The sequence below is a fragment of the Xanthomonas sacchari genome (assembly GCF_024266585.1).
GTDB classification, from domain to species: Bacteria; Pseudomonadota; Gammaproteobacteria; order Xanthomonadales; family Xanthomonadaceae; genus Xanthomonas_A; species Xanthomonas_A sacchari_C.
In genome coordinates this window covers 1,709,791-1,734,764 of sequence record NZ_CP100647.1, presented here as the reverse complement: position 1 = coordinate 1,734,764, position 24,974 = coordinate 1,709,791, and the positions used below count along the sequence as shown (strand labels likewise).

Here is a 24,974-nt window from a genome sequence, read left to right as displayed (position 1 = left end):
CATTCCCCATTCCCGACTCCCCATTCCCGGCCTTCAGTACCGCTTGATCCCCGGCACCGTGCACCCGGCGATCTGCGCGTGCGCCGAGGCGGCGTTTTCCTTTTGACCGCGGGCCAGGCGCGCCTGTTCGATGGTCGCCCAGTGGCGGCGGCACAGCGGGCCGGTCTGCGAGCCCAGGTCGATGGCGCGCTTGGCGAAGGCTTCGGCCTGCGCATCGTCCTTCTGCAGCAGCGCCACCTCGGCGCGGTCCTGCAGCAGCGCCGGGTCGTCCGGCACCAGCTTCAGCGCCTGGTCCAGGGCCGCGGCGGCGCCGGCCAGGTCGCCGGCGGCGCGCTTGCGCTTGGCGCTCTCGCGCAGGTCCTCGACTTCCGGATCGCGCAGCGGCTGCACGCTCAGTTCGGTGTCGTCGGCGCCGCCGCTGGCGTCGATCGCGGCAATGCGCTGCGCCGGCGTGGTGGTGTCCACCGGCGCGGCCGGGGGCGGCGGCGGCGGCGCGCTGACGCAGGAAGCGAGCAGCAGGCTGAGGGCGGCGATGGCGGGGGTACGTGGGGTCATGAGCGGTATCCGGGATCAGTGCGCCGGCGGCGGCGCAGCCGCGTCGGCAGGCGGGTCTTTTTTCTTGTCCAGGCCGAACCAGCTGCGCCAGCCGCCGCCCTGGTGTTCGCCCTCGGCGGACGCGGCATCTTCCGGCAGCGCCTGCGGCGGCGTGCACGCGGCATACGCCGGCACGAAGCCGACCACGAACGGGAACTGGCGCGCGCCGGGGCAGTTCGGGTCGGTGCTGTTGTACCCCACCGGGTCCATCCACTGCCAGTCGATGCCCTTGCCCTGCACCTGCAGCGGCGCGCTCGGCAGCCGCGAGAAGATGCCCGACCACACCCGCATCGCGCCGGTGGCGCCGTACAGGCCGGTCTGCTTGTTCTGGTCGTTGCCGATCCAGATCACCGCCAGGTGATCGCCGGTGTAGCCGGCATACCAGCTGTCCACGCCGTCGTTGCTGGTGCCGGTCTTGCCGGCCGGCGACAGCTTGCCCAGGCCGTCGTTGAGCAGCTGCCGCGCGGTGCCGTTGCTGACCACCTGCTGCAGCGCCATCCCGACCAGGTTGGCGGCGATGGAGTCGCCCTCCTGCGCCGGCGCCGGGGTCTTGTCGTAGCGCTTGAGCAGCTTGCCCTGCGGATCGAGCACGCCGCGCACCGCATGCAGCGGCTGGATCTCGCCGCCGGAGGCGAGGAACTGGTACAGCTGCGCCATCGCGTACGGACTCTGGTCGGTCGCGCCGAGGATCAGCGAGGGATTGACCTCGGCCTCGATGCCGGCCAGCACCTTCACCAGCTGCGCGACCCGTTCCGGCCCGACCTGCATGCCGATGCGCACCGTGGCCTGATTGTAGGAATGCGCCAACGCATCGACCACGCGCACCGTGCCATGGCTGCGACCATCGGCATTGCTCGGGCTCCAGCTGCGGCCGCGGCCCAACTGCACGGTGACCGGCGTGTCGTCGACCCAACTGGCCAGCGAATAGCGATCCGGCTGCGCCAGCGCCAGCAGGTACACGAACGGCTTGAGCAGCGAACCGACCTGGCGCTGCGCCTCGATCGCGCGGTTGAAGCCCGGCTGGGCCACGTCGCGGCTGCCGACCACCGCCAGCACCTCGCCGTTGTGGGTGTCGGTGAGCACCAGCCCGGCCTGCAGCGGCGGTCGCTTCTTGTTGGTCTCCAGCGAGGTGATGGTGCGCGTCACCGCGCCCTCGGCATAGGCCTGCGCAGACGGCGACATGCCGGTGAGCACGCTCAGGCCGGCGCCCTGCAGCGCGCTTTCCGGGTAATCGCGCGCCAGTTGGCGCCGCACCAGGTCGACATAGGCCGGGAAGCGGTTGGCCGCGACCAGGCCGGGTTCGGCCGGCACGCCCAGCGGCGCGGCCAGTGCCTTGCGGTAGGTGGGTTCGTCGATCAGCTCGCTCTCGCGCAGCTTGCCGAGCACGAAGTTGCGCCGGTCCAGCGCGCGCTCGGGATAGCGGCGCGGATCGTAGTAGGACGGCCCCTTGACCAGGCCGATCAGCAGCGCCACCTGTTCCGGCGCCAGCGCATCGAGTTCGCGGCCGAACCAGAACTCCGCGCCCGAGGCCACGCCATGCACCGCCTGGCTGCCGCGCTGACCCAGGTACACCTGGTTCAGATACGCCTCCAGGATGGTGCGCTTGTCGTAGCGCGCCTCCATGATCAGCGCGTACAGGATCTCGTTGAACTTGCGGGTGACGGTCTGTTCCTTGCCGATGCCGAGCAGGCCGCTGCGCGCCAGCTGCTGGGTCAGGGTGCTGGCGCCCTGCCGGCTCTTGCCGCCGGAGCGCACCATCACCCAGGCCGCGCGGACCATGCCGCTGAGGTCGATGCCGTGGTGCGAATTGAAGTCGCGGTCCTCGACCGCCTGCAGGCCGGTGACCAGCAGTTCCGGCACCTCGTCCACGCGCACCAGGCGCCGCTCTTCCTGCTTCTGCCCGTACAGCGTGGCGATGCGCGCCGGATCCAGCCGCGCGGCCTTGAGCGCCTTGCGCGTCTGCGCATCGCGCAGCGCCACCACGCGGCCGCCGGACAGGGCGACCTCGATGCGGCGCGGCGCGACCCGTCCGTCGACGTCGACGTAGCCGCGGCTGGCGATGACGAAGCGGCTGCCTTCCTGTTGATAGCTGCCGGGACGCTCGGCGACGGGGTCGGCGCGATAGCTGGCCGCATCCAGTTCGGTCTTCAGCGTCTGCGGATCCATCGCCGTGTCCGGCGCCAGGGTCAGCGGCCGCGCGTACACGCGGGTGGGGATCTGCCAGCGCAATTCGCCGAAACGCTGGGTGACCTGCTTGTTCAGATAGACCGTGTACGGGATCAGGAAGCCAAGGCCAAGTGCGGCGGCGGCCAGTCCCCAGGTGAGCAGACGCCGGCGCCATACGGCGGCGGGGCTGTCCAGGGTGTCGTCCTGATCGTCGGTGTCGTGATCGTCGTAGCGTCGGGGCACGGGAATGCGAGAATGTAAATTCCGCCGAGTCTAGCGCAGCCCAGCGGGCAGCGCGGCGCGGCGGCCTCTTCGTTTAAGTTGGAGTGGTCCCGGATGTCGATGTCGTGGGCGAATGCGCGCTACGCCCTGAACCGCCTGGCCGGCCTGGTCCGGCGCGGCCTGACCAGCCTGCGCACGCGCGGCTGGCGCAGCACCTGGCAACGCCTGCGCGTGCATGCGCAACCGCTGCCGCCGCCGCAGCGCGCGCTGTTCCTGGTGGCGCCGGCGCCGTTCGCGCCGTTCGCGGTGCCGAACAGTCCCGCGCCGCTGGTCAGCATCGTGATCCCGGTCTACAACCACATCGCCCATACCCTGGCCTGCCTGCGCGCGCTGGCCGCGCATCCGCCGGCCGCGCCCTGCGAGATCCTGGTGATCGACGACGGCAGCAGCGACGCCACCGCGCAGTGGCTGCCGCAGGTGGTGGGGCTGCACTACCACGTGCGTGAGCGCAACGGCGGCTTCATCGCCACCTGCAACGACGGCGCCGCGCGCGCGCAGGGCCGCTACCTGGTGTTCCTCAACAACGACACGGTGCCGCAACCGGGCTGGCTGGACGCGCTGCTGGACACCTTCGCGCAGCTGCCGCGAGCCGGCCTGGTCAGCGCGCAACTGCTGTATCCCGACGGCCGCCTGCAGGATGCCGGCGGCGTGGTCTTCGCCGACGGCAGCGCCTGGAGCTACGGCCGCTTCGAGTCGCCCGACGATCCGCGCTACGCCTACCTGCGCGACGTCGACTACGGCAGCGGCGCGGCGCTGGCGATCGAACGCGCGCGCTTCCTGGCGCTGGGCGGTTTCGATACGCGCTACAGGCCCGCCTACTACGAGGACACCGACCTGGCCTTCGCGGTGCGCGCCGCGGGCTTGCGCACGCTGGTGCAGCCGGCCAGCCGCGTGGTGCACGACGAGGGCACCAGCAACGGCACCGACACCGGCAGCGGGATCAAGGCCTACCAGGTGCGCAACCGCGCGATCTTCGCCGCCAAGTGGGCCGAGGTGTTGCCGCGGCACCTGCCGCCCGGCGCAGTGCCGACGCCGGCCCGACTGCACCGCCAGCAGCGCCAGGTGTTGATCCTGGACGAGGCGCTGCCGCAGCCGGACCGCGACTCCGCCTCGCTGCGCCAGCTCAACCTGATCCGCCTGCTGCTGGAGGAAGGCGCGCACGTGGTGTTCGTGCCCAGCGAGCGTAGCTACGCCAGCCGCCACAGCGAGGCCCTGCAGCGGCTCGGCGTGGAGGTATGGCACGCGCCGTACCTGAAGAACCTCACCTGGTTCCTGCAGCAGCACGGCGCGCGTTTCCACAGCGTGCTGCTGGTGCGCCACCACGTCGCCCACGCCTGCCTGCCGCTGCTGCGCCGCTTCGCGCCGCAGGCGCGGCGGCTGTTCGACACCGTGGACCTGCACTACCTGCGCGAGCGCCGCGGTGCCGAACTCGCCGGCGACGCGCGGCTACTGCGCGAGGCCGAGCGCACGCGTGCGCGCGAACTGGAGGTGATGGCGCAGGTGGACGTGACCGTGCTGGTCAGCGCGGTCGAGCGCGAACAACTGCAGCGCGAGGCGCCGCAGGTGCGCACGGCGCTGATCTCGAACCTGCACGAGGTCGCCGGGCCCGGCCTGCCGTGGGCGCAGCGCCGCGACCTGGTGTTCGTCGGCGGCTTCCGCCATGCGCCCAACGTGGACGCGGTGCGCTGGTTCCTGCAGGAGGTCTTCCCGGCGGTGCGCACGCGCCTGCCGGAGCTGCGCTTCCACTGCATCGGTGCGGACATGCCGGAGGACATCCGCCGCCTCGGCGAGGCCACGGCCGGCGTCGAACTGCTGGGCCACGTTCCCGACATCGCGGCCTACATGGACGGCATGCGCATCGCCGTGGCGCCGCTGCGGTTCGGCGCGGGCGTCAAGGGCAAGGTCAACCTGAGCATGGCCCATGGCCAGCCGGTGGTGGCCACCGCGTGCGCCGTGGAAGGCATGCACCTGCGCGACGGCGAGGACGTGCTGATCGCCGACGCCCCCGCGGCGTTCGCCGACGCCATCGTGCAGCTGTACGCCGATCCGGCGCTCTGGCAGCGGCTGGCCGACAACGGCCTGCGCAACATCGAAACCCACTTCTCGCTGGACGCCGCGCGCGCCACGGTGCGCGAGGCGTTCCTGGATTGAGCGCCGGTGGCGCGCCGATGTCCAGCGCGTCGGGACTGAAGTCCCTCCCACACCCGTGCTGCGGGCATCGCCGCTGACGCGGGCCGTCCTGCGCAGAGGCAAGCGCGCGCGTCGTACACGACGTAAGCACGGTCAGATCTGCACATGCGGGAGAGGCTTCAGCTCAGACGTATCTTCCGGCCACCTCGGGACTGGAGTCCTTCTCTCTCGCCGCGTCCTGGCGGAACGCACCGTCGCTGCGTAGGGGCTGCTTCACCGATGGCGCGCTGCTGTCTATCGCGTCGGGATTGAAGTCCCTCCCACACCCGTACTGCGGGCATCGCCGCTGACGCGGGCCGTCCTGCAAAGAGGCAAACGCGCGTCGTACACGACGTAAGCACGGTCTGATCTGTACATGCCGGAGAGGCTTCGGCCTCGACGCATCTTCCAGCCACCTCGGCACTGCAACCATTCTCTCTCGCCGCATCTTGGCGAACGCACCGTCGCCGCCTAGGAGCGGCTTCAGCCGCGACAGGCGTTACCGGCGACGCCTGTCGCGGCTGAAGCCGCTCCTGCGTGCGCACCTGCCATCACGATTCGCAGGCGCCCCCACAGGCCTCGCATGGCATTGCGGCAGGCGCTGTCGCGCACCGATGCTGCCAAGGCGATGCAAACCAGGACGCACGCAGCCACGGACACACAGCGATCGCCGGAACCCCGCAGCGCCCCCTGTGGGAGGGACTTCAGTCCCGACGCGCCGCACCACCAGCCGAGGGAAAGCCCCCAGACGTCCCGCTCCCGCTAGCGCCCCGGACTGAGGCTGCGCAGACGGCGCTCGAAGGCGCCCAGTTCCGGAGTGGCCGGATCGATCGCGCGGGCGCGCTGCAGCGCCTGCTGCGCGAACGCGGCATCGCCGCCGCTCAGGCGCTCGTCGCCGACCGCCAGCCAGCGCTGCGCCAGGCGGCGGCGGGCGGTGGCCAGGCCGTTGCCGCCCGGCGCCAAGGCGCGCCAGGCGTCGTAGCAGGTGCTCGCCGCCAGCACCCGGTTGCCGCGCAGGGCATCGTCGAAGCAGCGGCGCAGCGCCGCCAGCACACGCTGCTCGGCCGCACGCACCCGCGCATCGCGCGGCGCCAGGGTCTGCGCCGCCAGCAAGGTGTCGTAGGCGCTGGCGCCGGGCGGGGTCAGCCAGTCGCCGCGTGTCTCGGCGGCCTGCAGATCGGCCAGCAGACGCTGCAGGCGGCGCTCGCGCTCGGCCGGCGACAGCCGCGACGGCGGCGTCGCCTGGCTCTGCCGGGCGCGCTGCAGGGCCTGCTTCGCATCGGCCAGCGCGCGGCTGTCGGGCGCCAGCGCCTGGCCCTTGCGCAGCGCGCGCTCGGCCTCGCCGAAACGGAAATCGGCGGCGGCGCGGCTGGCCTGCAGGGCATAGGCCGCCGCCACCCGCTCCAGCCCGTCGCTGGCGCCGGCCGCCTCCGGCACCGCCGCGTGCCATTGCGCGAAGGCGCGCGCCGCCGCGTCCAGGCGCTGCCGGCGCAAGGCCTGCTCGGCCTCGCGCTGCAGGCGCTCCAGCGCCCGGTTCAGTTCGGCCTGGGTCTCCGGCAGATCCACGTGGCCGGGGTCGTAGCCGCGTGCGCGCTGCACCAGCGCCGCCGCCGCGGCCAGGTCGCCGCGCGCCAACGCGCCGCGCGCGTGTTGCAACAGTTCCGACAGCGCATCCTCGCGGCCCTCCAACGCCGCGGTGCGCTCCGGTGCGAACTCGAGGACGCGCTGGTACAGCGGCAGGGCCGCGTCCGGGCCATCGTCCAGATGCCCGTCGCGGCGCGCCTGCGCCGCCCGCTGCAACAGCTGATCGATCCCGGCATGCGCGGCCTCGCGCGCGCGCAAGGCCGCCTCGATGCGATCGGCGTCGGCGCGCGGCACCTGCAGCGCGCGCGCCAGCGCCAGCGCCGCGTGCGCCTGCGGGTAGCGGCCGGCCGCCAATGCCGCACGCGCCTGGCCCAGCGCCGCACGCCCGGTCGCGGCCAGCCCGACACGCGCCTGCATGCGGTCGCCGTCCAGCGCCAGCGCGGCCTCGAAGCGCTCGCGCGCGCCGCTGCCATCGGCGGCGCTGAGCCGGCCGGCACGCAGCGCCGCATGGCCCTGATCGAGCAATTGCTGGATGCGCGTCTCCGGCCAGAGCAGATCGGCCAACGGACGGCGGAACACCACCAGGGTCAGCGCCAGCACCAGCAACGCCGCCAGCGCCCAGCGCCAGACACGCCGATCCCGCCACAGCGGCACCGGCCGCTGCCTGCGCTGGGGTTCGTCCCTGACCTGATCGGGCGGCATGCTCACCGCGCCAGCTTAGCGCCGGCCCGATGACGAACAGCTGTGCGCGGGTAGCTGGCATGCCGGCGGCGGGCCGTTCCGCGGTGGACCCGGCCTCGGCCCGGCACGCAAGCGGAACTCAGCCCAGCCGCCGCGCCTCGTGCACGCCGGGCAGCGCATCGAGCTTGCCGAGCAGCGTGGACAGCTGCCCGTAGTCGCCGACCTTCAGGCGCAGCCGCAGTTGCGCCAGGCCGCTGTCGCGCACGTTGTCGCTGTTGATCTCCAGCACGTGCGCCTCCTCCTGCGCGATCAGGTTGGTGATGTCCTTCAGCAGCCAGCGCCGGTCCACCGCGCGCACCAGCACGTCGACCTCGTAGCCGCCGCCGGCCTGGCCCCACTCCACCGGCAGCACCCGCTGCGGATGGCTGGCGGCCAGCCGCGCGAACGCGGCGCAGTCGCTGCGGTGCACGGTGACGCCGCGGGTGCGGGTGAGATACCCGGCGATCGGCTCGCCGGCCACCGGCTGGCAGCAGCGCGCCAGTTGCACCAGCAGATTGCCGACGCCCTGCACGGTGAACTTGGACTTGCCCAAACCATCGCGCCGTGCGGTCGGCCGCGGCATGGCCGGCGCCGCCGGCTGCGCCGCGGCGCGCTCGGCCTCGTGCAGCGCGCGCCCGACCTGGCTGGGGCCGACGTCGCCCAGCGCGACCTGGATGTACAGCTCGTCGATGCCGTCGGCATGGAACTTCTTCGCCGCCGGCAGCAGATCGGCCTGCTGCAGGCCCAGGCGCTTGAGTTCGCGCTCCAGCAGTTCCTTGCCGGCCTGCACGTTGCGCGCGCGGTCCAGCTTGTGGAACCAGGCGCGCACCTTGTCGCGCGAGCGCCCGCTGGCCAGGTAACCGTTGGCCGGCAGCAGCCAGTCGCGGCGCGGCTCGGCCTCCTTGCCGGTGAGGATTTCCACGCGGTCGCCGCTGCGCAGCTTGTGGGTCAGCGGCACGATGCGGTTGTTGACCTTGGCGCCGCGGCAGCGGTGCCCAACCATGGTGTGCACGTGGTAGGCGAAATCCAGCGGCGTGGCGCCCTGCGGCAGGTCGATCACCTCGCCCATCGGGGTCAGCGCATAGACCCGGTCCTCGACCAGCTCGGCGTCCAGCGCCCCGGCCAGCCCGCCCTGCTCGCCGTCCTGCGACTGCTCCAGCAGTTGCCGCATCCAGGTGATCTTGCGGTCGAAGGCCTTCTCCGCGCCCTTGCCGCCCTCCTTGTACTTCCAATGCGCGGCCACGCCCAGTTCGGCCTGCGCATGCATGTCGTGGGTGCGGATCTGCACCTCGATCGTGCGCCCTTCCGGGCCGATCACCGCGGTGTGCAGCGAGCGGTAGTCGTTGGCCTTGGGCCGGGCGATGTAGTCGTCGAACTCGCTGGGCACCGGCGCCCACAGCGCGTGCACCACGCCGAGCGCGGCATAGCAGGCAGCGACGTCGTCGACCATCACCCGCACCGCGCGCAGGTCGTAGAGCTGGTCGAAGGCCAGGCGCTTCTTCTGCATCTTCCGCCAGATGCTGTAGATGTGCTTGGGCCGCCCGCTGATGTCCGCGTGCAGGCCCTGCTCGGCCAGCGCCTTGGACAGGGTCTTCTTGACCGCCTCGATGTAGCGCTCGCGCGCCACCCGGCTCTCGTCGACCTCGCGGGCGATGCGCCGGTAGGTGTCCGGCTCCAGGTGCCGGAACGCCAGGTCCTCCAGCTCCCATTTCAATTGCCAGATGCCCAGGCGGTTGGCCAGCGGCGCGTGGATGTCGCGGGTCAGTTGCGCCAGCGCGCGGCGCTGCGCCTCCGGCGCCTTGTCGGCCACGCGCATCTGCGCCAGTTGCCGCGCCAGCAGGATCGGCACCACCCGCAAGTCCTGCACGATCGACAGCAGCAGCCGGCGCAGGCCCTCGCTGTTGCGCCCGGCCTCGCGCCCGGCATGCAGCGCCCACACCGGGTCGGCGGCGTCCTGCGCTTCCAGCAGCCCGGCCACCGCCTGCGCCCGCGCCGGCGGCGCCACCGGCAGCAGCGGCAACGCCGCGCGCAGTTCCGGCAGGTCGAACAGCAGCGCGGCCAGCAGCGAGGCCTCGTCGGCGGACAGCAGCGCCAGCGCGTCCAGGGTGTCGGCCAGCACCGGCCACGGCAGCCGCGGCGCCGGCGCGGCCTGCGCCTGCCAGGCCTGCAGCAGCGCCGCGCGCAGGGCGGGCGCCAGGGTCGCGGCCGCCGGGCGTTGCAGCAGCGCCTCCAGGCCGGAGTGATCGGTGTGGTTCAAGGACGGACGCGGTCGACGAAACGGGTGCCGCCTACACTAACGCGCTTGTGCGCGTTCTCACAATTGCGCCGGCGTCGCGCCTGCGTGGCGCCCCGCAGACACGCACCGCCAGCTCACTGTGATCCGGTTGCGACCTGCGGCGTGTTTACCTGAATTTCACAACCGCACCCACCCTCGCGCCTATCCTCGACCGCGACGGCGACCCGCTGCATGCCCTGCATGCGCTGTCGCCGTCGTCCCCTAGACCGACTCGAAGAGGAACGCATATGAAGAAGTGGAACAAGCCTGTGATCCGCGAGATCTGCGTCGGCGCGGAAATCAACTGCTACGCCTCCGGCGAGCTCTGAGCCGCGCACTCCCCCGTTCCCGCGACCGAAGCGCGACCGGCCAGGATGTGTCTCCCATCCCCGAACATGCCGCGCCATGGTGGCGCGTGTGCGTGGCAAGCAAGCGCGCGGACGTGGACGTCGGTCCACGCTCGCGCGACGACGCGGCCACAGGCGCGCGCCACCGCGGCCCTGCGGGTTGAGCCTGACAGGCTAGACACGGCGTGTTCGGGGATGGGAGGCACACCCTTGCGCGACTGACGGAGACCGGATGCACCTCATCGTATTGGGATCGGCGGCAGGCGGAGGGCACCCCCAGTGGAACTGCCACACGCCCGCGAGCCAACGCGCGTGGCGGCAACATCCAGGTGCCCAACGCCGTACCCAGGCCAGCATCGCGGTCAGCGTCGACCGCCAGCGCTGGCTGCTGATCAACGCCTCGCCCGATTTTCGCCAGCAGGTGCTGGCGACCCCGGCGCTGTGGCCGCAACGCGAGCAGCGTCATTCGCCGATCGAGGCGGTGCTGCTCACCAGCGGCGAGATCGACCACATCGCCGGGCTGCTGTCGATGCGCGAGAGCCAGCGCTTCGACCTGTACGCCAGCGGTCGCGTGCTCGAGCTGCTGGCGCAGAACCCGGTGTTCGACGCGCTGCACCCGGCCTACGTGCATCGCCATCCGTTCGCCCTGGACACGCCGCTGTCGCTGCTCGGCCTGCAGGTCACGCCGTTCGCGGTGCCGGGCAAGGTACCGCTGTTCATGGAATGCCGGCACAGCGGCGACCTGGCCGGCTCCGCCGAGGAGACGCTGGGCCTGATCATCGACGACGGCCACCACCGCCTGCACTACATCCCGGGCTGCGCGGCGCTGACCGATGCGCTGCGCGCGCGGCTGCGCGGTGCCGAACTGGTCTTCTTCGACGGCACCCTGTGGCGCGACGACGAACTGGTGCAGCTCGGCGTGAGCGCCAAGACCGGCCAGCGCATGGGCCACATGAGCATCGACGGCGAGGCCGGCACCCTGCGCGCCTTCGCCGACCTGCAGGTGGCACGCAAGGTCTTCATCCATATCAACACCACCAACCCGATCCTCGACGCCGGCTCCGCCGAGCGCGCCACGGTCGCCGCGCATGGCTGGGACGTGGCCCACGACGGCATGGAGATCACCCTGTGACCCGCCCCTTCGTTCCCTCCCCGAGACAGCACCCGTGAGCGCCTTGCTGAGTCCCGAGCAACTGGAAACCGCGCTGCGCACGATCGGCGCGCGGCTGTACCACGACCAGCATCCGTTCCATTCCCTGCTGCACAGCGGGCGCCTGAACCGCGGCCAGGTCCAGGCCTGGGCGCTGAACCGCTACGAGTACCAGCGCTGCATCCCGCTCAAGGACGCGGCGATCCTGGCGCGGATGGACGACCCGGCGCTGCGCCGGATCTGGCGCCAGCGCATCGTCGACCACGACGGCAATGCCGATGGCGACGGCGGCATCGCCCGCTGGCTGCACCTGACCGACGCGCTCGGGCTGGACCGCGACCTGGTGCAGTCCGGCCGCGGCCTGCTGCCCGGCACCCGCTTCGCGGTGCAGGCCTACCTGCACTTCGTGCGCGAGAAGAGCCTGCTGGAGGCGATCGCCTCGTCGCTGACCGAGCTGTTCGCGCCGGGCATCATCAGCCACCGCGTCGCCGGCATGCTGCAGCACTACGACTTCGTCTCGCGCGAGGCGCTGGCGTACTTCGAGCATCGCCTGCACGAGGCCCCGCGCGATTCGGACTTCGCCCTGGACTACGTCAAGCGCCACGCCGACACCGTGGAGAAGCAGCGGCTGGTGCAGGACGCGCTGCGTTTCAAGTGCGGCGTGCTGTGGTCGCAACTGGACGCGCTGCACTTCGCCTACGTGCAGCCGGGCGTGGCCTGGCCGGACGCGTTCGCTCCCGACGCGGCGCAGGCCGCGGCATGAGCGCGCTGGACGCCAGCAGCCAGCCACGGCTCGCCGCCGGCGTGCGCCTGCAGCACGACCGCGCCCGCGGGCAATGGGTGCTGCTGGCGCCGGAGCGGGTGATCGAACTGGATGACATCGCCCACGCCATCGTCTCGCGCTGCGACGGCGCCCGCAGCCTGGGGGCGATCGCCGCGGAACTGGCCGCCGAATTCGAGGCCGACCCGGACGAGGTCGAACGCGACGTGCGCGAGCTGGCGCAGCAACTGCACGCCAAGCGGCTGCTGCGCGCATGAACATGCCGGTGCCGCCGCCGCTGTCGATCCTGCTGGAGTTGACCCACCGCTGCCCGCTGGCCTGCCCGTACTGCTCCAACCCGATCGCCCTGGCCGGCCTGCGCGAGGAACTGGACACCGCCGGCTGGCGCTCGGCGCTGGACCAGGCCGCGGCGATGGGCGTGCTGCAGGCGCACTTCTCCGGCGGCGAACCGATGCTGCGCAAGGACCTGCCCGAGCTGGTCGCGCATGCGCGTGCGCTGGGCCTGTACAGCAACCTGATCACCTCCGGCGTGGCCGGCGGCGCGCCGATGCTGGCCGCCCTGGCCGCGGCCGGGCTGGAGCACGTCCAGCTGAGCATCCAGGATGCCGACGCCGCCGGCGCCGACCGCATCGCCGGCTACCGCGACAGCCTGGCGAAGAAGCGCGCGTTCGCCGCGGCGGTCCGCGCCCTCGACCTGCCGCTGACCATCAATGCGGTGATCCATCGGCACAATGCCGAACGCGTCCCGGCGATGATCGAACTGGCGCTGGAACTGGGCGCCGAGCGCCTGGAAGTGGCGCACACCCAGTACTACGGCTGGGGCCTGCGCAATCGCGCCGCGCTGATGCCCAGCCGCGCGCAGATCGACGCCACCGTCGCCGCGGTGGAAGCCGCCCGCCTGCGGCTGCAGGACCGCCTGCAGATCGATTTCGTCACCCCCGACTATTACGCGCACCGGCCCAAGGCCTGCATGGGCGGCTGGGGCCAGCGCTTCGTCAATATCTCCCCGCGCGGCGACGTGCTGCCCTGCCACGCCGCCGAGACCCTGCCGGACATGCGCTTCGAGAACCTGCGCACGCGGCCGCTGGCGGCGATCTGGGAAGACGGCGAGGCGTTCGTGCGCTTCCGCGGCAGCGCCTGGATGCCGCAGGTGTGCCAGGAATGCCCGAAACGCGAGATCGACTGGGGCGGCTGCCGCTGCCAGGCGCTGGCGCTGAGCGGCGATGCCGCGACCCTGGACCCGGTCTGCGAACGCGCCCCGGCGCACGCGGCGCTGCAGGCGCTGGCGCAACGCGAAGCCGCCGCGCCGGCACCGGCCTTCGTGTACCGGCGGCCGCCGCGCGCGGCCGCCGCGCCCGCCTGCGCCGAGGACTGAAACAAACACCGACGCGGTCCCCGGCGCGCCCGCCAGGCCGTGCGCCCGCACCGCTTGCGACTACACTACCGCGCATCCCACTGCCCGGATTGCCGCCATGTCCCTTGCGCGTCTCGCTCCCCTGGTTCTGTGCGCGGCGCTCGCCGTGTCCGCCGCCCCGGCGCTCGCCCAGCGCACCGTCTCCGGCGACCTGCAGACGCAGATGTCGCCGCAGGAGTTCAAGGCCGCCGGGCTGGACAAGCTGTCGCCGCAGGAGCTGGCCGCGCTGAACGACTGGCTGCAGGGCAAGGTCGCCAAGGAGACCGCGGTGGCGCTGGAAAAGGCCAAGGAGGAAGGCCGCCGCGAAGTGATCACCAAGAACCGCGGCTTCTTCGACTTCGGCAGCGCCGAGCCGATCGAGAGCACCCTGGTCGGCGAGTTCACCGGGTTCGGCAAGGGCCGCCACTACGTGCTGGCCAACGGACAGGAGTGGGAACAGACCGAGGCGGCGAGCCTGTCCAGCGTGCGCCTGACTGCGCCCAAGGTGAAGATCACCCCCGGCATCGTCGGCGTCTGGTACATGCAGGTCGGCAACTACAACACCCGCGCCAAGGTCCGCCGCGTCAAATAGGATCGAATGCCGTGAACCTGCGTCCGCGGCCGGGCCTGGCCGATGCCTCGCACAGCCTCGCCGATGCGCTGCGCCGGCGCCTGCGCGCCAGCGATGTGTGGTTCATCGCCCTGGCCCTGCTGGTCGGCGTGATCGCCGGCCTACTGACCCTGCTGCAGGGCAGCCTGGCGCATGGCGCGCAGGCCTGGCTGTACGGCCTGGAGGCCGACGAACGGCTCAGTGCGATGTCGGAGCTGAGCGTGCGGCAGTTGCTGGTGCTGCCGCTGGGCGGGCTGCTGGTCGGCCTGCTGGGCATGGCCGCGCGCGCGCGCAAGCGCCAGCTGATCGACGCCGTCGAAGCCAACGCGCTGTACGGCGGACGCATGTCGATGCGCGACAACCTGATCGTCTCCGCGCAGACCCTGCTGTCCAACGGCGTCGGCGCCTCGGTCGGCCTGGAGGCGGCCTACACGCAGATGGGCGCGGGCAGCGGCTCGCACCTGGGCCGGATCCTGCGCCTGCGCCGCGCCGACATCCGCACCCTGGTCGGTGCCGGCGCCGGCGCGGCCATCGCCGCCGCCTTCGGCGCGCCGCTGGCCGGCGCGTTCTACGCGTTTGAGATCGTGATCGGCGCGTATTCGCCGTCGGCGCTGGCGCCGGTGGCGGTGGCCTCGCTGGGCGCGGTGTTCGTGTCGCAGCTGGCCGGGGTGCAGCCGTACCTGCTGCCGGCCTCGGCGGCTTCGGCACTGGAGGCGCGCGACTACCTGCTGTACGCGCTGCTGGGCGCGCTCTGTGCTCTGCTGGCGGTGGCGGTGATGCGCCTGATCGGCGCGATCGAACAGGTCATCAACCGCAGCCCGTTGCCGCGCTGGGCGCGCCCGGTAGCCGGCGGCCTGCTGCTGATCCCGCTGGCGCTGATCACCCCGCAGGTGCTGTCCTCCGGACACGGCGCGCTGCACCTGGACCTGACCAGCCCGACCTCGCTGCGCTGGCTGGGCATTCTGTTGCTGCTAAAGTGCCTGGGCTCGGCCATCTCGCTGGGCTTCGGCTTCCGCGGCGGCCTGTTCTTCGCCTCGCTGTTCATGGGCTCGCTGGTCGGCGGGCTGTTCGCCGGCGTGCTGAATCTCGGCAGCGGCATGGCCCTGGTCGACGGCACCGCCGCGTCGCTGGCCGGCATGGCGGCGATGGCCGCGGCGGTGGTCGGCGCGCCGATGACGATGGCGATGCTGGTCCTGGAAGGCACCCACGATTTCGTGCTGGCCAGCGCGGTGATGGTGGCGGTGCTGGTGGCCAACACCATCGTCCGCCAGATCTTCGGCTACTCCTTCTCCACCTGGCGCCTGCACCTGCGTGGCGAGACCATCAAGAGCGCGCGCGACGTGGGCTGGGTCAAGCATCTCAGCGCCGGGCAGATGATGCGCAAGGACGTGCATCCGCTGGCCGCCACCACCAGCGTGGCCGAATTCCGCCGCCGCTTCCCGCTCGGCTCGGGCACCCGCGTGGTGCTGGAGGACGAGAGCGGCCACTACGCCGGCGTGGTCCCCCTGGCCGCCGCCTATGCCGACGGCGTCGACGCCAACGCGGCCATCGTCGACTACGCCGGCAACCGCGACGTGGCCCTGCCCGCCGACACCGACGTGGTCACCGCCATGCGTCAATTCGACCTGACCCAGAGCGACGAACTGGCGGTGGTGGACGAGCAGGGCAAGGTGCTGGGCGTACTCAGCGAAAGCTTCGTGCGCAAGCGCTACGCCGAGGAACTGGACAAGCGCCAGCGCGAGCTGATGGGCGAGCGGGTGGATGATTGAGGGGCGGGGATTGGGGAGTGGGGAGTGGGGATTCGGCGGATTGCCGCTGGCTGAAATGTCGAGGGTGGCGACAGCATGTCGTAGGAGCAGCTTCAGCCTCGACCGTCGTGGCGCCATGCGTCGCGGCTGAAGCCGCTCTTACGACATCAGCAGACGCGACAGCATCAGTGCTTGGCACCAAACACCACGCGCCGTTGCAGAGCAAATCGCTTGACCGTCCACACGGCGCCTCGCTTTTGTGGGAGGGGCTTCAGCCCCACCGCCTGCCGCTGAAGGCGTCGGGACTGAAGTCCCTCCTGCAAGAATGCTGCCCACTGGGATAGCGCGGGAACAGCCTCGGGACAGAAGCTTTTCCCACAAGGATGCTGCCCACGCGGATAGTGCGGGAACAGCGCGGGAATCCCACCACCAATCCCGAATCCCCAATCCCGAATCACCGCAGTTGAGCCACCCGCTGCGCCAGCTTCTTGGCCGAGATGCCGGCGCGGGCGCCCAGTTCCTGGGCGAACAGCGACACCCGCAGCTCTTCCAGGTCCCAGCGCAGCGCCTGCCACTCCGGCGTGTCTCCGCGCCCGGCCGCGGCCGCCTCGGCCAGCGCGTCGACGAACGGCTTCAGCTCCAGCATGCGCGCCTGGTCGCGGGCCGGATCGCGCTTGGCGCGCTCGGCGCGCAACAGCATCGCCCGCAGGTAGCGCGGGAACTGCGCCAGCGCGGTGGCCGGGGTCTCGCGCAGGAAGCCCGGATGCAGCAGCGCCGCCAGTTGCGCGCGCAGGTCGTCGAGATTGCCGCTGGCCCAGCCCATCAACGGCGACTCCAGCTGCGGCTTCAGTTCCGCGGCCGCGCCCATGATCGCCTCGGCCAGCTTCAGCCGCTCCATCGCCTCGCCGAACAACTGCTTGGCGGCGGCATCGCGGCGCTGCGCGAAGCGGTCCGCGTCGCGGATCGCCTCCAGCCCCTGCTCCAGCAGCGCGTTCAACGCCGCCTCCACCAGGTCGCCGCGCAGGCGCTCCTGCGACTCGATCGCCGCATACAGCAGTCCGGTCTTGGGCGACACCGGCAACTGCTTGCGCGCCTGCTTGACCTTGTCGGCCAGGGCGATCTCCAGCAGCCGGCGCACCCCGCGCGGATGCGCGGCCTCGGCCTGCGCACGGTCGGCGAAGATCCGCAGCGCGGCGCTGTCGCCCTCGTCCACCAGCGCCGGATACGCCGGCACCCCGGCTTCGCCCGGCACCTGCAGCGGAATCGGCGTCGCCGGGAACTCGCGCAGCCCGGTGGCGGCCATGGCGCGGCCGGCGCGCGCGGCGAAGGCCTGTCCGGCACGCTCGCCGAAGCGCGCGCGCAGCGCGTCCAGGTCGCGCGATTCGGCCAGCACCTTGCCGGCGTCGTCGCGCAGGCGCAGGTTCATGCGCAGATGCGGCTCCAGCGTGCTCTCGTCGAACTCCAGCGCGCTCAAGGGCGCGCCGGTGGCGCGTTGCAGGAAGCGCGCCAGTTCGCCGCGGAGGTCGTCGGCGCTGGGCTGCGGGAACGCCTCGTAGAACGCGCGGGCGAAGTCCGGCGCCGGCACGTAGTTGCGGCGCAGCGCCTTGGGCAGGCTGCGGATCAGCGCCGCGGCCTTGTCGGCGACGAAGCCCGGCGCCAGCCACGACAGCCGCGCCGGGTCCAGCGCATTGAGCAGGTGCACCGGCACCTCCAGGGTCACGCCATCGTCGGCCGCGCCCGGCTCGAAGCGGTAGTGCAGCGCCAGCCGCGCATCGCCCAGCGGGAAGTACGCGGGGTAGCGCTCGGCGGCGCTGCCCTCGCCTGGCAGCAGGTCGGCCAGCGACCAGTGCAGCGCGCGCCGCTGCTCCGGCGCCAGCGCCTTCCACCAGGCGTCCAGGCCGGCGGCGGAGTAGATCTCGCCGGGGATCCGGTCCAGGTACCAGCGCGCCTGCCAGTCCTCGTCGGCGACGATGCCGGCGCGGCGCAGCTTGGCTTCTTCCTCATGCGCCTGCGCCAGCACCTTCTGGTTGTCGGCGACGAAGCTGGCACGGGTGTTGATCTCGCCCGGCACCAAGCCCTGGCGCACGAACAGCTCGTGCGCGCCGGGGGGATCGATGCGGCCGTAGTGCACCGGCTTCTTCGGCGCCAGCACCAGCCCGAACAGGCTGATCTGCTCGGAGGCCAGCACCTGCCCCTGCGCGCGCGACCAGTGCGGATCGAAGTGCTTGCGCGCGAGCAGGTGCGGCAACTCGGCGATCACCCAGTCCGGCTCGATCGCCGCATTGGTCAGGCCCCACACCTTCTGCGTGTCCAGCAGCGTCGCCGGCAGCACCCACGGCGGCGGCTTGCGCGCCAGCGCCGAGCCGGGGAACAACAGGAAACGGCGCTGCCGCGGCGCCAGGAAATCGCCCTTCTCGGTGCGGTGGCCGACCTGGGTCGGCAGGCCCGCCAGCAGCGCGCGGTGCAGCGCCTGGTAGGCGGCGGCACGCTCGCGTTCGCTGGCGCGCGGCGCCTCGCCCGCCTCGGCGGGTGCCGGGGGTGGCGGCGTCTGCGCCGCCGGCACCGGCGTGGCCGGCGGCGCGCCGCCGGCGCGCCCTTCGCGGGCCAGGCGCGCGGCACGGTGCAGTTGCCCGCGGGTCGCGCGCGCCGCAGTCTCGGCATCGCGTGCCGGTGCGGGCGCCGCGGCGCCGGCCAGCAACGGCCGCATGGAGGCCTCCGCCGGCTCCTCGGTCCAGCCCAGCTCCGCGCACAGCAGATGCAGCTGGCGGTGCAGTTCGCGCCACTCGCGCATGCGCAGGAAGCCCAGGAAATGCCGTCCGCACCAGTCACGCAGCTTGGACTGGGTCAGGTCCTCGTGCGCCTGCCGGTAGCCGTCCCACAGACGCAGGATGCCGACGAATTCCGAACGCGCATCGGCGAACTTGGCATGCGCGTTGTCGGCGGCCTCGCGCGCCTCCGGCGGGCGCTCGCGCGGGTCCTGGATGCCCAGGAACGCGGCGATCACCAGCATCGGCCGCAGGCAGCCGTGCTGCTGCGCCGCCACCAGCATCCGCGCCAGCTTCACGTCCACCGGCAGCCGCGCCATCTTGCGGCCGATCTCGGTGAGCTTGCGCACGCCATGGCGGTCCGGCTCGCCGACCGCGCCCAGTTCCACCAGCTGCTGCCAGCCATCGGCCACCGCGCGCTCGTCCGGCGGCTCCAGGAACGGGAAATCCTCGATCCGTCCCAGCCCCAGCTGCAGCATGCGCAGGATCACCCCGGCCAGGCTGGAGCGGCGGATCTCCGGATCGGTGAACTCCGGCCGTGCCTGGAAGTCCGCCTCGGCGTACAGCCGGTAGCAGATGCCTTCGGCGATGCGGCCGCAACGGCCCTTGCGCTGGTTGGCGCTGGCCTGCGAGATCGGCTCGATGTGCAGGCGGTCGAGCTTCTGCCGCGGGCTGTAGCGCTTGACCCGCGCGTAGCCGGGATCGACCACGTAGCGGATGCGCGGCACCGTCAGCGAGGTTTCGGCGACATTGGTGGCCAGCACCAGGCGCCGCCGCGGACCGGGGTTGAACACCCGGTCCTGGTCGGCGTTGGAGAGCCGCGCGTACAGCGGCAGCACCTCGGTCTCGCGGTACTTGCGCCGTTCCAGCGCATGGTGCGCATCGCGGATCTCGCGCTCGCCGGGCAGGAACACCAGCACGTCGCCGCGCGGATCCAGCCGGGTGATTTCGTCCACCGCCGCCACGATCGCATCGTTGACCGAGAGGCCGGCAGTGGGGATTCGGGATTCGGGATTCGAAACGGCGGTTGGCCGCGCGCGTTCGGCGTCACGGGCTTCTGCCAATCCCGCGCGCTCCTCGACAGCCGCAGGCTGGCCATCCCCACTCTCCACTCCCGGCTCTTCCAGCGGCCGATAGCGCACCTCCACCGGATAGGTCCGGCCTTCCACGCTGATCACCGGCGCATCGTCGAAATGCGCGGCGAAGCGCGCGGTGTCGATCGTCGCCGAGGTCACGATGACCTTCAGGTCCGGGCGCTTGCGCAGCAGTTGCTTGAGGTAGCCGAGCAGGAAATCGATGTTGAGGCTGCGCTCGTGCGCCTCGTCGACGATGATCGTGTCGTAGCTGGACAGCCAGCGGTCGCTGGCGATCTCGGCCAGCAGGATGCCGTCGGTCATGAACTTGATCCGGGTCTGTTCGCCGACCCGGTCGTTGAAGCGCACCTGGAAGCCCACCGTCTCGCCCACCGGCGTGCGCAGTTCCTCGGCCACGCGGCTGGCCACCGCGCGCGCGGCGATGCGCCGCGGCTGGGTGCAGCCGATCATGCCGGCGGCGCCGCGTCCGGCGGCCAGGCACAGCTTCGGCAACTGCGTGGTTTTGCCCGAGCCGGTCTCGCCGGCGATCACCACCACCTGGTGGTCGCGGATCAGCGCCACGATGCGCTCGGCCTCGCGCGCGATCGGCAACTGCGGGTCCAGGGTGATCGCCGGCTGCTGCGCCGCGCGCGCGGCGCAACGCGCCTGCGACGCCTGCAGCGCCTGCTCGAACGCGGTCTCCAGCGCGGCATTGCCCGGTGCGCCCTGCCAGCGCGACCATAGGCCCAGCAGGCGGCCGCGGTCGCGGGTCAGCGCGCCGTCGATCGCGGCGCGGCGTTCGCGCAGGCGTGCCGGCACGGAAGATTTCTCGATAGCATTCATCAATCAGGTGCCATTGAACGTTGAATCACAGCGCATGCTTTAGTCTGTCTATTGTGACGCCATCTTGTCTGTTACCCCCAAGAGGAATTCCCATGGCCAAGAGCAAGACCCCCGGCAAGACCAAGAACTCCGCCAGCAAGGCCGTCGCCGGCCAGCCGCTGGCCGCGCTGGCGCCGGCCGCGCCCAACATCGATATCGGGATCGGCGGCGGCGATCGCAAGAAGATCGCCGACGGCCTGTCGCACTTCATGGCCGACGCCTTCACCCTGTACCTGAAGACCCACAACTTCCACTGGAACGTGACCGGGTCGATGTTCAACTCGCTGCACCTGATGTTCGAGACGCAGTACACCGAGCAGTGGGCGGCGCTGGACGACGTCGCCGAGCGCATCCGCGCCCTGGGCTTCAACGCCCCGGGCTCGTACAAGGAGTACGCCGCGCTGACCTCGATCCCGGAAGAAGAAGGCCTCGGCGACAGCGCCGACTGGCGCGAGATGGTGCGCCAGCTGGTGGTCGGCAACGAAGCGGTGTGCCGCACCGCGCGCAAGGTGCTCAAGACCGCCGACGACGCCGGCGACGACCCGTCGGTGGACCTGCTGACCCAGCGCCTGCAGACCCACGAGAAGTACGCCTGGATGCTGCGCTCGCTGCTGCAGTAAGGGGTGCCGCCCTGCCTGCTTGGCAGGCAGGGCGCGCCGCGCGCGCCGTCGCCGGGAGCGATACGTTGGCTGGGGCCACTACGGGAGGGACTTCCGTCCCGACGCCGTTCTAATGTCGGCCCCCACCGCGGGACAGCCGCCTCCTACAGACCGGCGCGCGTTTGCCTGATACGCGTTTGCGGACATCCGGAAGGCAACCGCGCCGGCGCGGCACGGTATCCTACGCACATGTCTTCCCCCGCCCACGCCTTGCTCAGCCGCGTCTTCGGCTACGACCAGTTCCGCGGCCTGCAACAGGACATCGTCGAGCACGTCGCCGCCGGTCACGACGCGCTGGTGCTGATGCCCACCGGTGGCGGCAAGTCGCTGTGTTACCAGATTCCCTCGCTGCTGCGCGACGGCACCGGCATCGTGATCTCGCCGCTGATCGCGCTGATGCAGGACCAGGTCGAGGCGCTGCGCCAGCTCGGCGTGCGCGCCGAGTACCTGAACTCCACCCTGGACGGCGAGACCGCGCAGCGGGTCGAACGCGCCCTGCTGGCCGGCGAGCTCGACCTGCTGTACGTCGCCCCGGAACGGCTGCTGACCCCGCGCTTCCTGTCCCTGATCGAGCGCAGCCGCATCGCTCTGTTCGCGATCGACGAGGCGCACTGCGTGTCGCAGTGGGGCCACGACTTCCGTCCCGAGTACCGGCAGCTCACCGTCCTGCACGAGCGCTGGCCGCAGATCCCGCGCATCGCCCTCACCGCCACCGCCGATCCGCCGACCCAGCGCGAGATCGCCGAGCGCCTGGACCTGGCGCAGGCCCGCCATTTCGTCAGTTCCTTCGACCGCCCCAATATCCGCTACACCGTGGTGCAGAAGGACAATGCGCGGCGCCAGCTGCTGGACTTCCTGCGCGCGCACCGCGGCAGCGCCGGCATCGTCTACTGCATGTCGCGGCGCAAGGTCGAGGAGACCGCCGAGTTCCTGGCCCGCGAGGGATTGAACGCCCTGCCCTACCACGCCGGCCTGCCGGCCGAGGTGCGTGCCGACAACCAGCGCCGCTTCCTGCGCGAGGACGGCATCGTGATGTGCGCCACCATCGCCTTCGGCATGGGCATCGACAAGCCCGACGTGCGTTTCGTCGCCCACACCGACCTGCCCAAGTCGCTGGAGGGCTACTACCAGGAGACCGGCCGCGCCGGCCGCGACGGCGAGGCCGCCGAGGCCTGGCTGTGCTATGGCCTGGGCGACGTGGTGCTGCTCAAGCAGATGATCGAGCAGGGCGAGGCCGGCGAGGAGCGCAAGCGCGTGGAGCGGCGCAAGCTCGACCAGCTGCTGGGCTACTGCGAATCGATGCAATGCCGCCGCCAGGTGCTGCTGGCCGGCTTCGGCGAGACCTACCCGCAGCCCTGCGGCAACTGCGACAACTGCCTGCAGCCGGCCGCCGCCTGGGACGCCACGGTGGCCGTGCAGAAGGCGCTGAGCTGCGTGTACCGCAGCGGCCAGCGCTTCGGCGTCGGCCACCTGATCGACATCCTGCGCGGCAACGAGGGCGAGAAGATCAAGCAGTTCGGTCACGACCAGCTCAGCACCTACGGCATCGGCAAGGACCTGGACGCGCGCGCGTGGCGCGGCGTGTTCCGGCAACTGGTCGCCACCGGCCTGCTGGAAGTGGACAGCGACGCCTACGGCGGCCTGCGCCTCACCGACGCCAGCCGCCAGGTGCTCAAGGGCGAACGCACGATCATGATGCGCCGCGAACTGCCCAGCCGCGGCCGCGAGCGCGGCGACCGCAGCGGCAGCCCGCGCACCGGCGTGCCGGTACAGGCCCAGGACCTGCCCCTGTTCAACGCGCTGCGCGACCTGCGCGCCGGCCTGGCCAAGGAGCAGAACGTGCCGGCCTTCGTGATCTTCCACGACAGCACCCTGCGCAACATCGCCGAGCAGCGCCCGGCCAGTCTGGACGAACTGGCGCGGGTCGGCGGGATCGGCGGCAGCAAGCTGGCCCGCTACGGCCAGCAATTGCTCGAGGTCGTGCACGCGCAGGGCTGAGTGGCGGGCACCGGCGCCCGCCTCGCCCGCGCGCCGCGGCGAGGCCCGCGGCACCGACAGGCCGGGTTCAACGTGGTATTGATAGCGTCAGCGTCACGGCAGAGCGTCTACCTGGCTCCGCCGGGCCCCTCTCTCCTGGCGGATGCCCGATGAACCGCAGCCTCCTTCTCCTCGCCTGCGCCCTGCTTGCCGGCCCGGCCCTGGCCCAGACCGCCGACGCCACCAGCGACAGCGAGGCGGCCAAGCGCAAGCTCGACCTGAGCGTGCCGCAGCAGCCGATCACCTATGCCGATCCCGGCACCAAGGCCGATCCGCCGGGCGCCTACTACGGCGACACCAGCGGCACCTCGGCCTCGGCCCAGAAGGCCGCGGCGGCGCAGGCGCGCGCCGAAGCGCTGCAGGCGCAGGCCGAGCGCTGCAATGGCGACGTGCACGGCAGCGTCGCCACCGGCATCGGCTACTCATCGCACGGCGGCAACAGCAACTACCAGGCCGCCAACCTGAACCTGTGCAAGACCTCCTACACCGACGACGGCAAGCCCCGACAGATGGGCATCAGCATCAGTGTCGGCCGCGGCGACGGCCCGGTGTTCGGCCGTGGCTACTACCCCGGCGCCTACGGCCCGCCGCCGTTCGGCTGGTAACCGCGGCGAACGCCCGACCACGCACCGCCACGCAGGCGGTGCGCAAATCGTCGGAATCTCGTATTGCCCGACTCCGCCGCCGGCGTCTGCGCGCCTTCCGCCGATCCGGCGACTGCGCCCCCCTGCCTTTCGGCCACCCCAGGTCCACCTTCGCCCGCCTGACTGGGCACCGTCAGACCACGGCGGCGTAGGCCCCCCAGTCCTGCCTGCAGCGAAACGCGACGCAGCCCCATCGTGCAGCGTTGCCGGCGTCACGGTCGTGGCGATCGCATCAGCCGCGTGCGCGACGCTCGCGCCATATCGCGACTACAATCGCGCAGCAGGACATTCGCCTGTGGCGGCGCGACCTGGCAGCACGCTCCCCGCGAGGCGCTCCCCGACGCCCCCCTCCTTGTGGCACCGCTTTCCCCCGAGCCCACGCCATGTCCAACGTAGTCCGGCTGCACAGCGCCCGCGAACGCGAGCAGCGCCAGCACGACGATGTCCTCGATGCGGCCGAGCGCTGCATCGCGGAGAACGGTCTCGGCGCCACCACCTTCGAACTGATCGCCGGGATTGCCGACGTCCCCTGCAGCGCGGTGCGCCGACAGTTCGACGACAAGCGTGGCCTGGTCCAGGCACTGATGGAACGCGGCTACGAGCGCGCCATCCGCACGATGTGGCTGCTGCAGCCGCCACCGCACCAGGACGCCACGGCGTTCATCGCCGGTGCGCTGGAAGAGTGGCTGGTGGCCGATGCCAACCAGCGGCGGCGGCGCCTGGACCTGGAAATGGACCTGGCCGCCGCGCGCGACCCCGACCTGGCGCAGTACGCGCGCCGGCTCAACGTGTCCCTGGTGCAGAACCTCGGCGACCTGCTGCGGCGCATGCTGCGCGACCACGGCTGGAGCGGCAGCGAGGCGGAGTTCCAGGCCCGCGTCTACGCGGTCGCGGCGATGTGCGGCGGCCTGCACATGATGATGACCACCGGCGTGGAGCTCAACCGCATGCACCTGCAGTTGATCCTGAGCGAAAGCCTGGCCGGGATCTTCAGCACGGCGCGCAGCTGACGCCGTGGTCCGCCGCCGCCTTCGGCCCGCGGATCGTCCACGCACATCGCCGGCGCATTGAGTGGGATCCTGATGCGTCCCGCGG

At 71.7% G+C, this 24,974-nt stretch carries 17 protein-coding genes; 12 read left to right on the top strand and 5 right to left on the bottom strand.

Going from position 1 to position 24,974, the window contains the following annotated elements:
- Positions 1-33 precede the first annotated feature (33 nt).
- Positions 34-555 (bottom strand): tetratricopeptide repeat protein, encoded by a 522-nt coding sequence (locus NKJ47_RS07035; protein WP_254460777.1) that lies wholly within the window; start codon positions 553-555, stop codon positions 34-36.
- Positions 556-570: 15 nt separating this feature from the next.
- On the bottom strand, positions 571-3,003 hold the full coding sequence (gene mrcB, locus NKJ47_RS07030) for a penicillin-binding protein 1B (protein ID WP_254460776.1): 2,433 nt from the start codon (positions 3,001-3,003) through the stop codon (positions 571-573).
- A 93-nt stretch (positions 3,004-3,096) separates the two neighbouring features.
- Between mrcB and NKJ47_RS07025 the strand changes: the two genes are divergently transcribed.
- Positions 3,097-5,193 carry a glycosyltransferase gene (locus NKJ47_RS07025; protein ID WP_254460775.1) on the top strand — a complete coding sequence of 699 codons (2,097 nt, stop codon included), beginning with the start codon at positions 3,097-3,099 and terminating at the stop codon, positions 5,191-5,193.
- Between the two features lie 780 nt (positions 5,194-5,973).
- On the opposite strand, the gene NKJ47_RS07020 is transcribed toward NKJ47_RS07025, so the two are convergent.
- Both NKJ47_RS07020 and NKJ47_RS07015 read right to left on the bottom strand, forming a co-directional pair.
- Positions 5,974-7,497, bottom strand: coding sequence for a hypothetical protein (locus tag NKJ47_RS07020; protein ID WP_254460774.1), 1,524 nt, complete (start codon positions 7,495-7,497; stop codon positions 5,974-5,976).
- 118 nt (positions 7,498-7,615) lie between these two features.
- Positions 7,616-9,772: a RelA/SpoT family protein gene (locus tag NKJ47_RS07015; protein ID WP_254460773.1), complete on the bottom strand. Its 2,157-nt coding sequence runs from the start codon at positions 9,770-9,772 to the stop codon at positions 7,616-7,618.
- Between the two features lie 266 nt (positions 9,773-10,038).
- Here NKJ47_RS07015 and pqqA point away from each other — a divergent pair, with 266 nt between their 5' ends.
- The 7 genes from pqqA (at position 10,039) to NKJ47_RS06985 (ending at position 15,840) form a co-directional block, all read left to right on the top strand.
- Positions 10,039-10,119: a pyrroloquinoline quinone precursor peptide PqqA gene (pqqA, locus tag NKJ47_RS20805; RefSeq protein WP_010344287.1), complete on the top strand. Its 81-nt coding sequence runs from the start codon at positions 10,039-10,041 to the stop codon at positions 10,117-10,119.
- A gap of 250 nt (positions 10,120-10,369) precedes the next feature.
- On the top strand, positions 10,370-11,269 hold the full coding sequence (pqqB, locus tag NKJ47_RS07010; RefSeq protein WP_254460772.1) for a pyrroloquinoline quinone biosynthesis protein PqqB: 900 nt from the start codon (positions 10,370-10,372) through the stop codon (positions 11,267-11,269).
- 34 nt (positions 11,270-11,303) lie between these two features.
- Entirely contained in the window at positions 11,304-12,050 is a 747-nt protein-coding gene (pqqC, locus tag NKJ47_RS07005; RefSeq protein WP_254460771.1) for a pyrroloquinoline-quinone synthase PqqC, read from the top strand.
- Complete coding sequence (pqqD, locus tag NKJ47_RS07000; protein ID WP_254460770.1) at positions 12,047-12,325, top strand: pyrroloquinoline quinone biosynthesis peptide chaperone PqqD; 279 nt, start codon at positions 12,047-12,049, stop codon at positions 12,323-12,325. Before pqqC ends, pqqD begins: the two co-directional genes overlap by 4 nt.
- On the top strand, positions 12,322-13,443 hold the full coding sequence (gene pqqE, locus NKJ47_RS06995; protein ID WP_254460769.1) for a pyrroloquinoline quinone biosynthesis protein PqqE: 1,122 nt from the start codon (positions 12,322-12,324) through the stop codon (positions 13,441-13,443). The genes pqqD and pqqE overlap by 4 nt, the downstream gene beginning before the upstream one ends.
- Before the next feature lie 97 nt (positions 13,444-13,540).
- Entirely contained in the window at positions 13,541-14,053 is a 513-nt protein-coding gene (locus tag NKJ47_RS06990) for a hypothetical protein (protein WP_254460768.1), read from the top strand.
- An 11-nt stretch (positions 14,054-14,064) separates the two neighbouring features.
- Positions 14,065-15,840 (top strand): chloride channel protein, encoded by a 1,776-nt coding sequence (locus NKJ47_RS06985; RefSeq protein WP_254460767.1) that lies wholly within the window; start codon positions 14,065-14,067, stop codon positions 15,838-15,840.
- Between the two features lie 433 nt (positions 15,841-16,273).
- On the opposite strand, the gene NKJ47_RS06980 is transcribed toward NKJ47_RS06985, so the two are convergent.
- The gene (locus NKJ47_RS06980; protein WP_254460766.1) at positions 16,274-20,500 is read right to left on the bottom strand and encodes a DUF3418 domain-containing protein; all 4,227 of its coding nucleotides are present in this window, start codon (positions 20,498-20,500) and stop codon (positions 16,274-16,276) included.
- A gap of 92 nt (positions 20,501-20,592) precedes the next feature.
- On the opposite strand from NKJ47_RS06980, the gene NKJ47_RS06975 reads away from it, so the two are divergent.
- The 4 genes from NKJ47_RS06975 to NKJ47_RS06960 all read left to right on the top strand — a co-directional run bounded on the left by NKJ47_RS06975 (position 20,593) and on the right by NKJ47_RS06960 (position 24,889).
- Positions 20,593-21,159: a Dps family protein gene (locus tag NKJ47_RS06975; protein WP_254460765.1), complete on the top strand. Its 567-nt coding sequence runs from the start codon at positions 20,593-20,595 to the stop codon at positions 21,157-21,159.
- A gap of 228 nt (positions 21,160-21,387) precedes the next feature.
- The gene (gene recQ / locus NKJ47_RS06970) at positions 21,388-23,196 is read left to right on the top strand and encodes a DNA helicase RecQ (RefSeq protein WP_254460764.1); all 1,809 of its coding nucleotides are present in this window, start codon (positions 21,388-21,390) and stop codon (positions 23,194-23,196) included.
- A gap of 149 nt (positions 23,197-23,345) precedes the next feature.
- On the top strand, positions 23,346-23,840 hold the full coding sequence (locus NKJ47_RS06965; RefSeq protein WP_254460763.1) for a hypothetical protein: 495 nt from the start codon (positions 23,346-23,348) through the stop codon (positions 23,838-23,840).
- A gap of 422 nt (positions 23,841-24,262) precedes the next feature.
- The gene (locus NKJ47_RS06960; RefSeq protein WP_254460762.1) at positions 24,263-24,889 is read left to right on the top strand and encodes a TetR/AcrR family transcriptional regulator; all 627 of its coding nucleotides are present in this window, start codon (positions 24,263-24,265) and stop codon (positions 24,887-24,889) included.
- Positions 24,890-24,974: the final 85 nt, after the last annotated feature.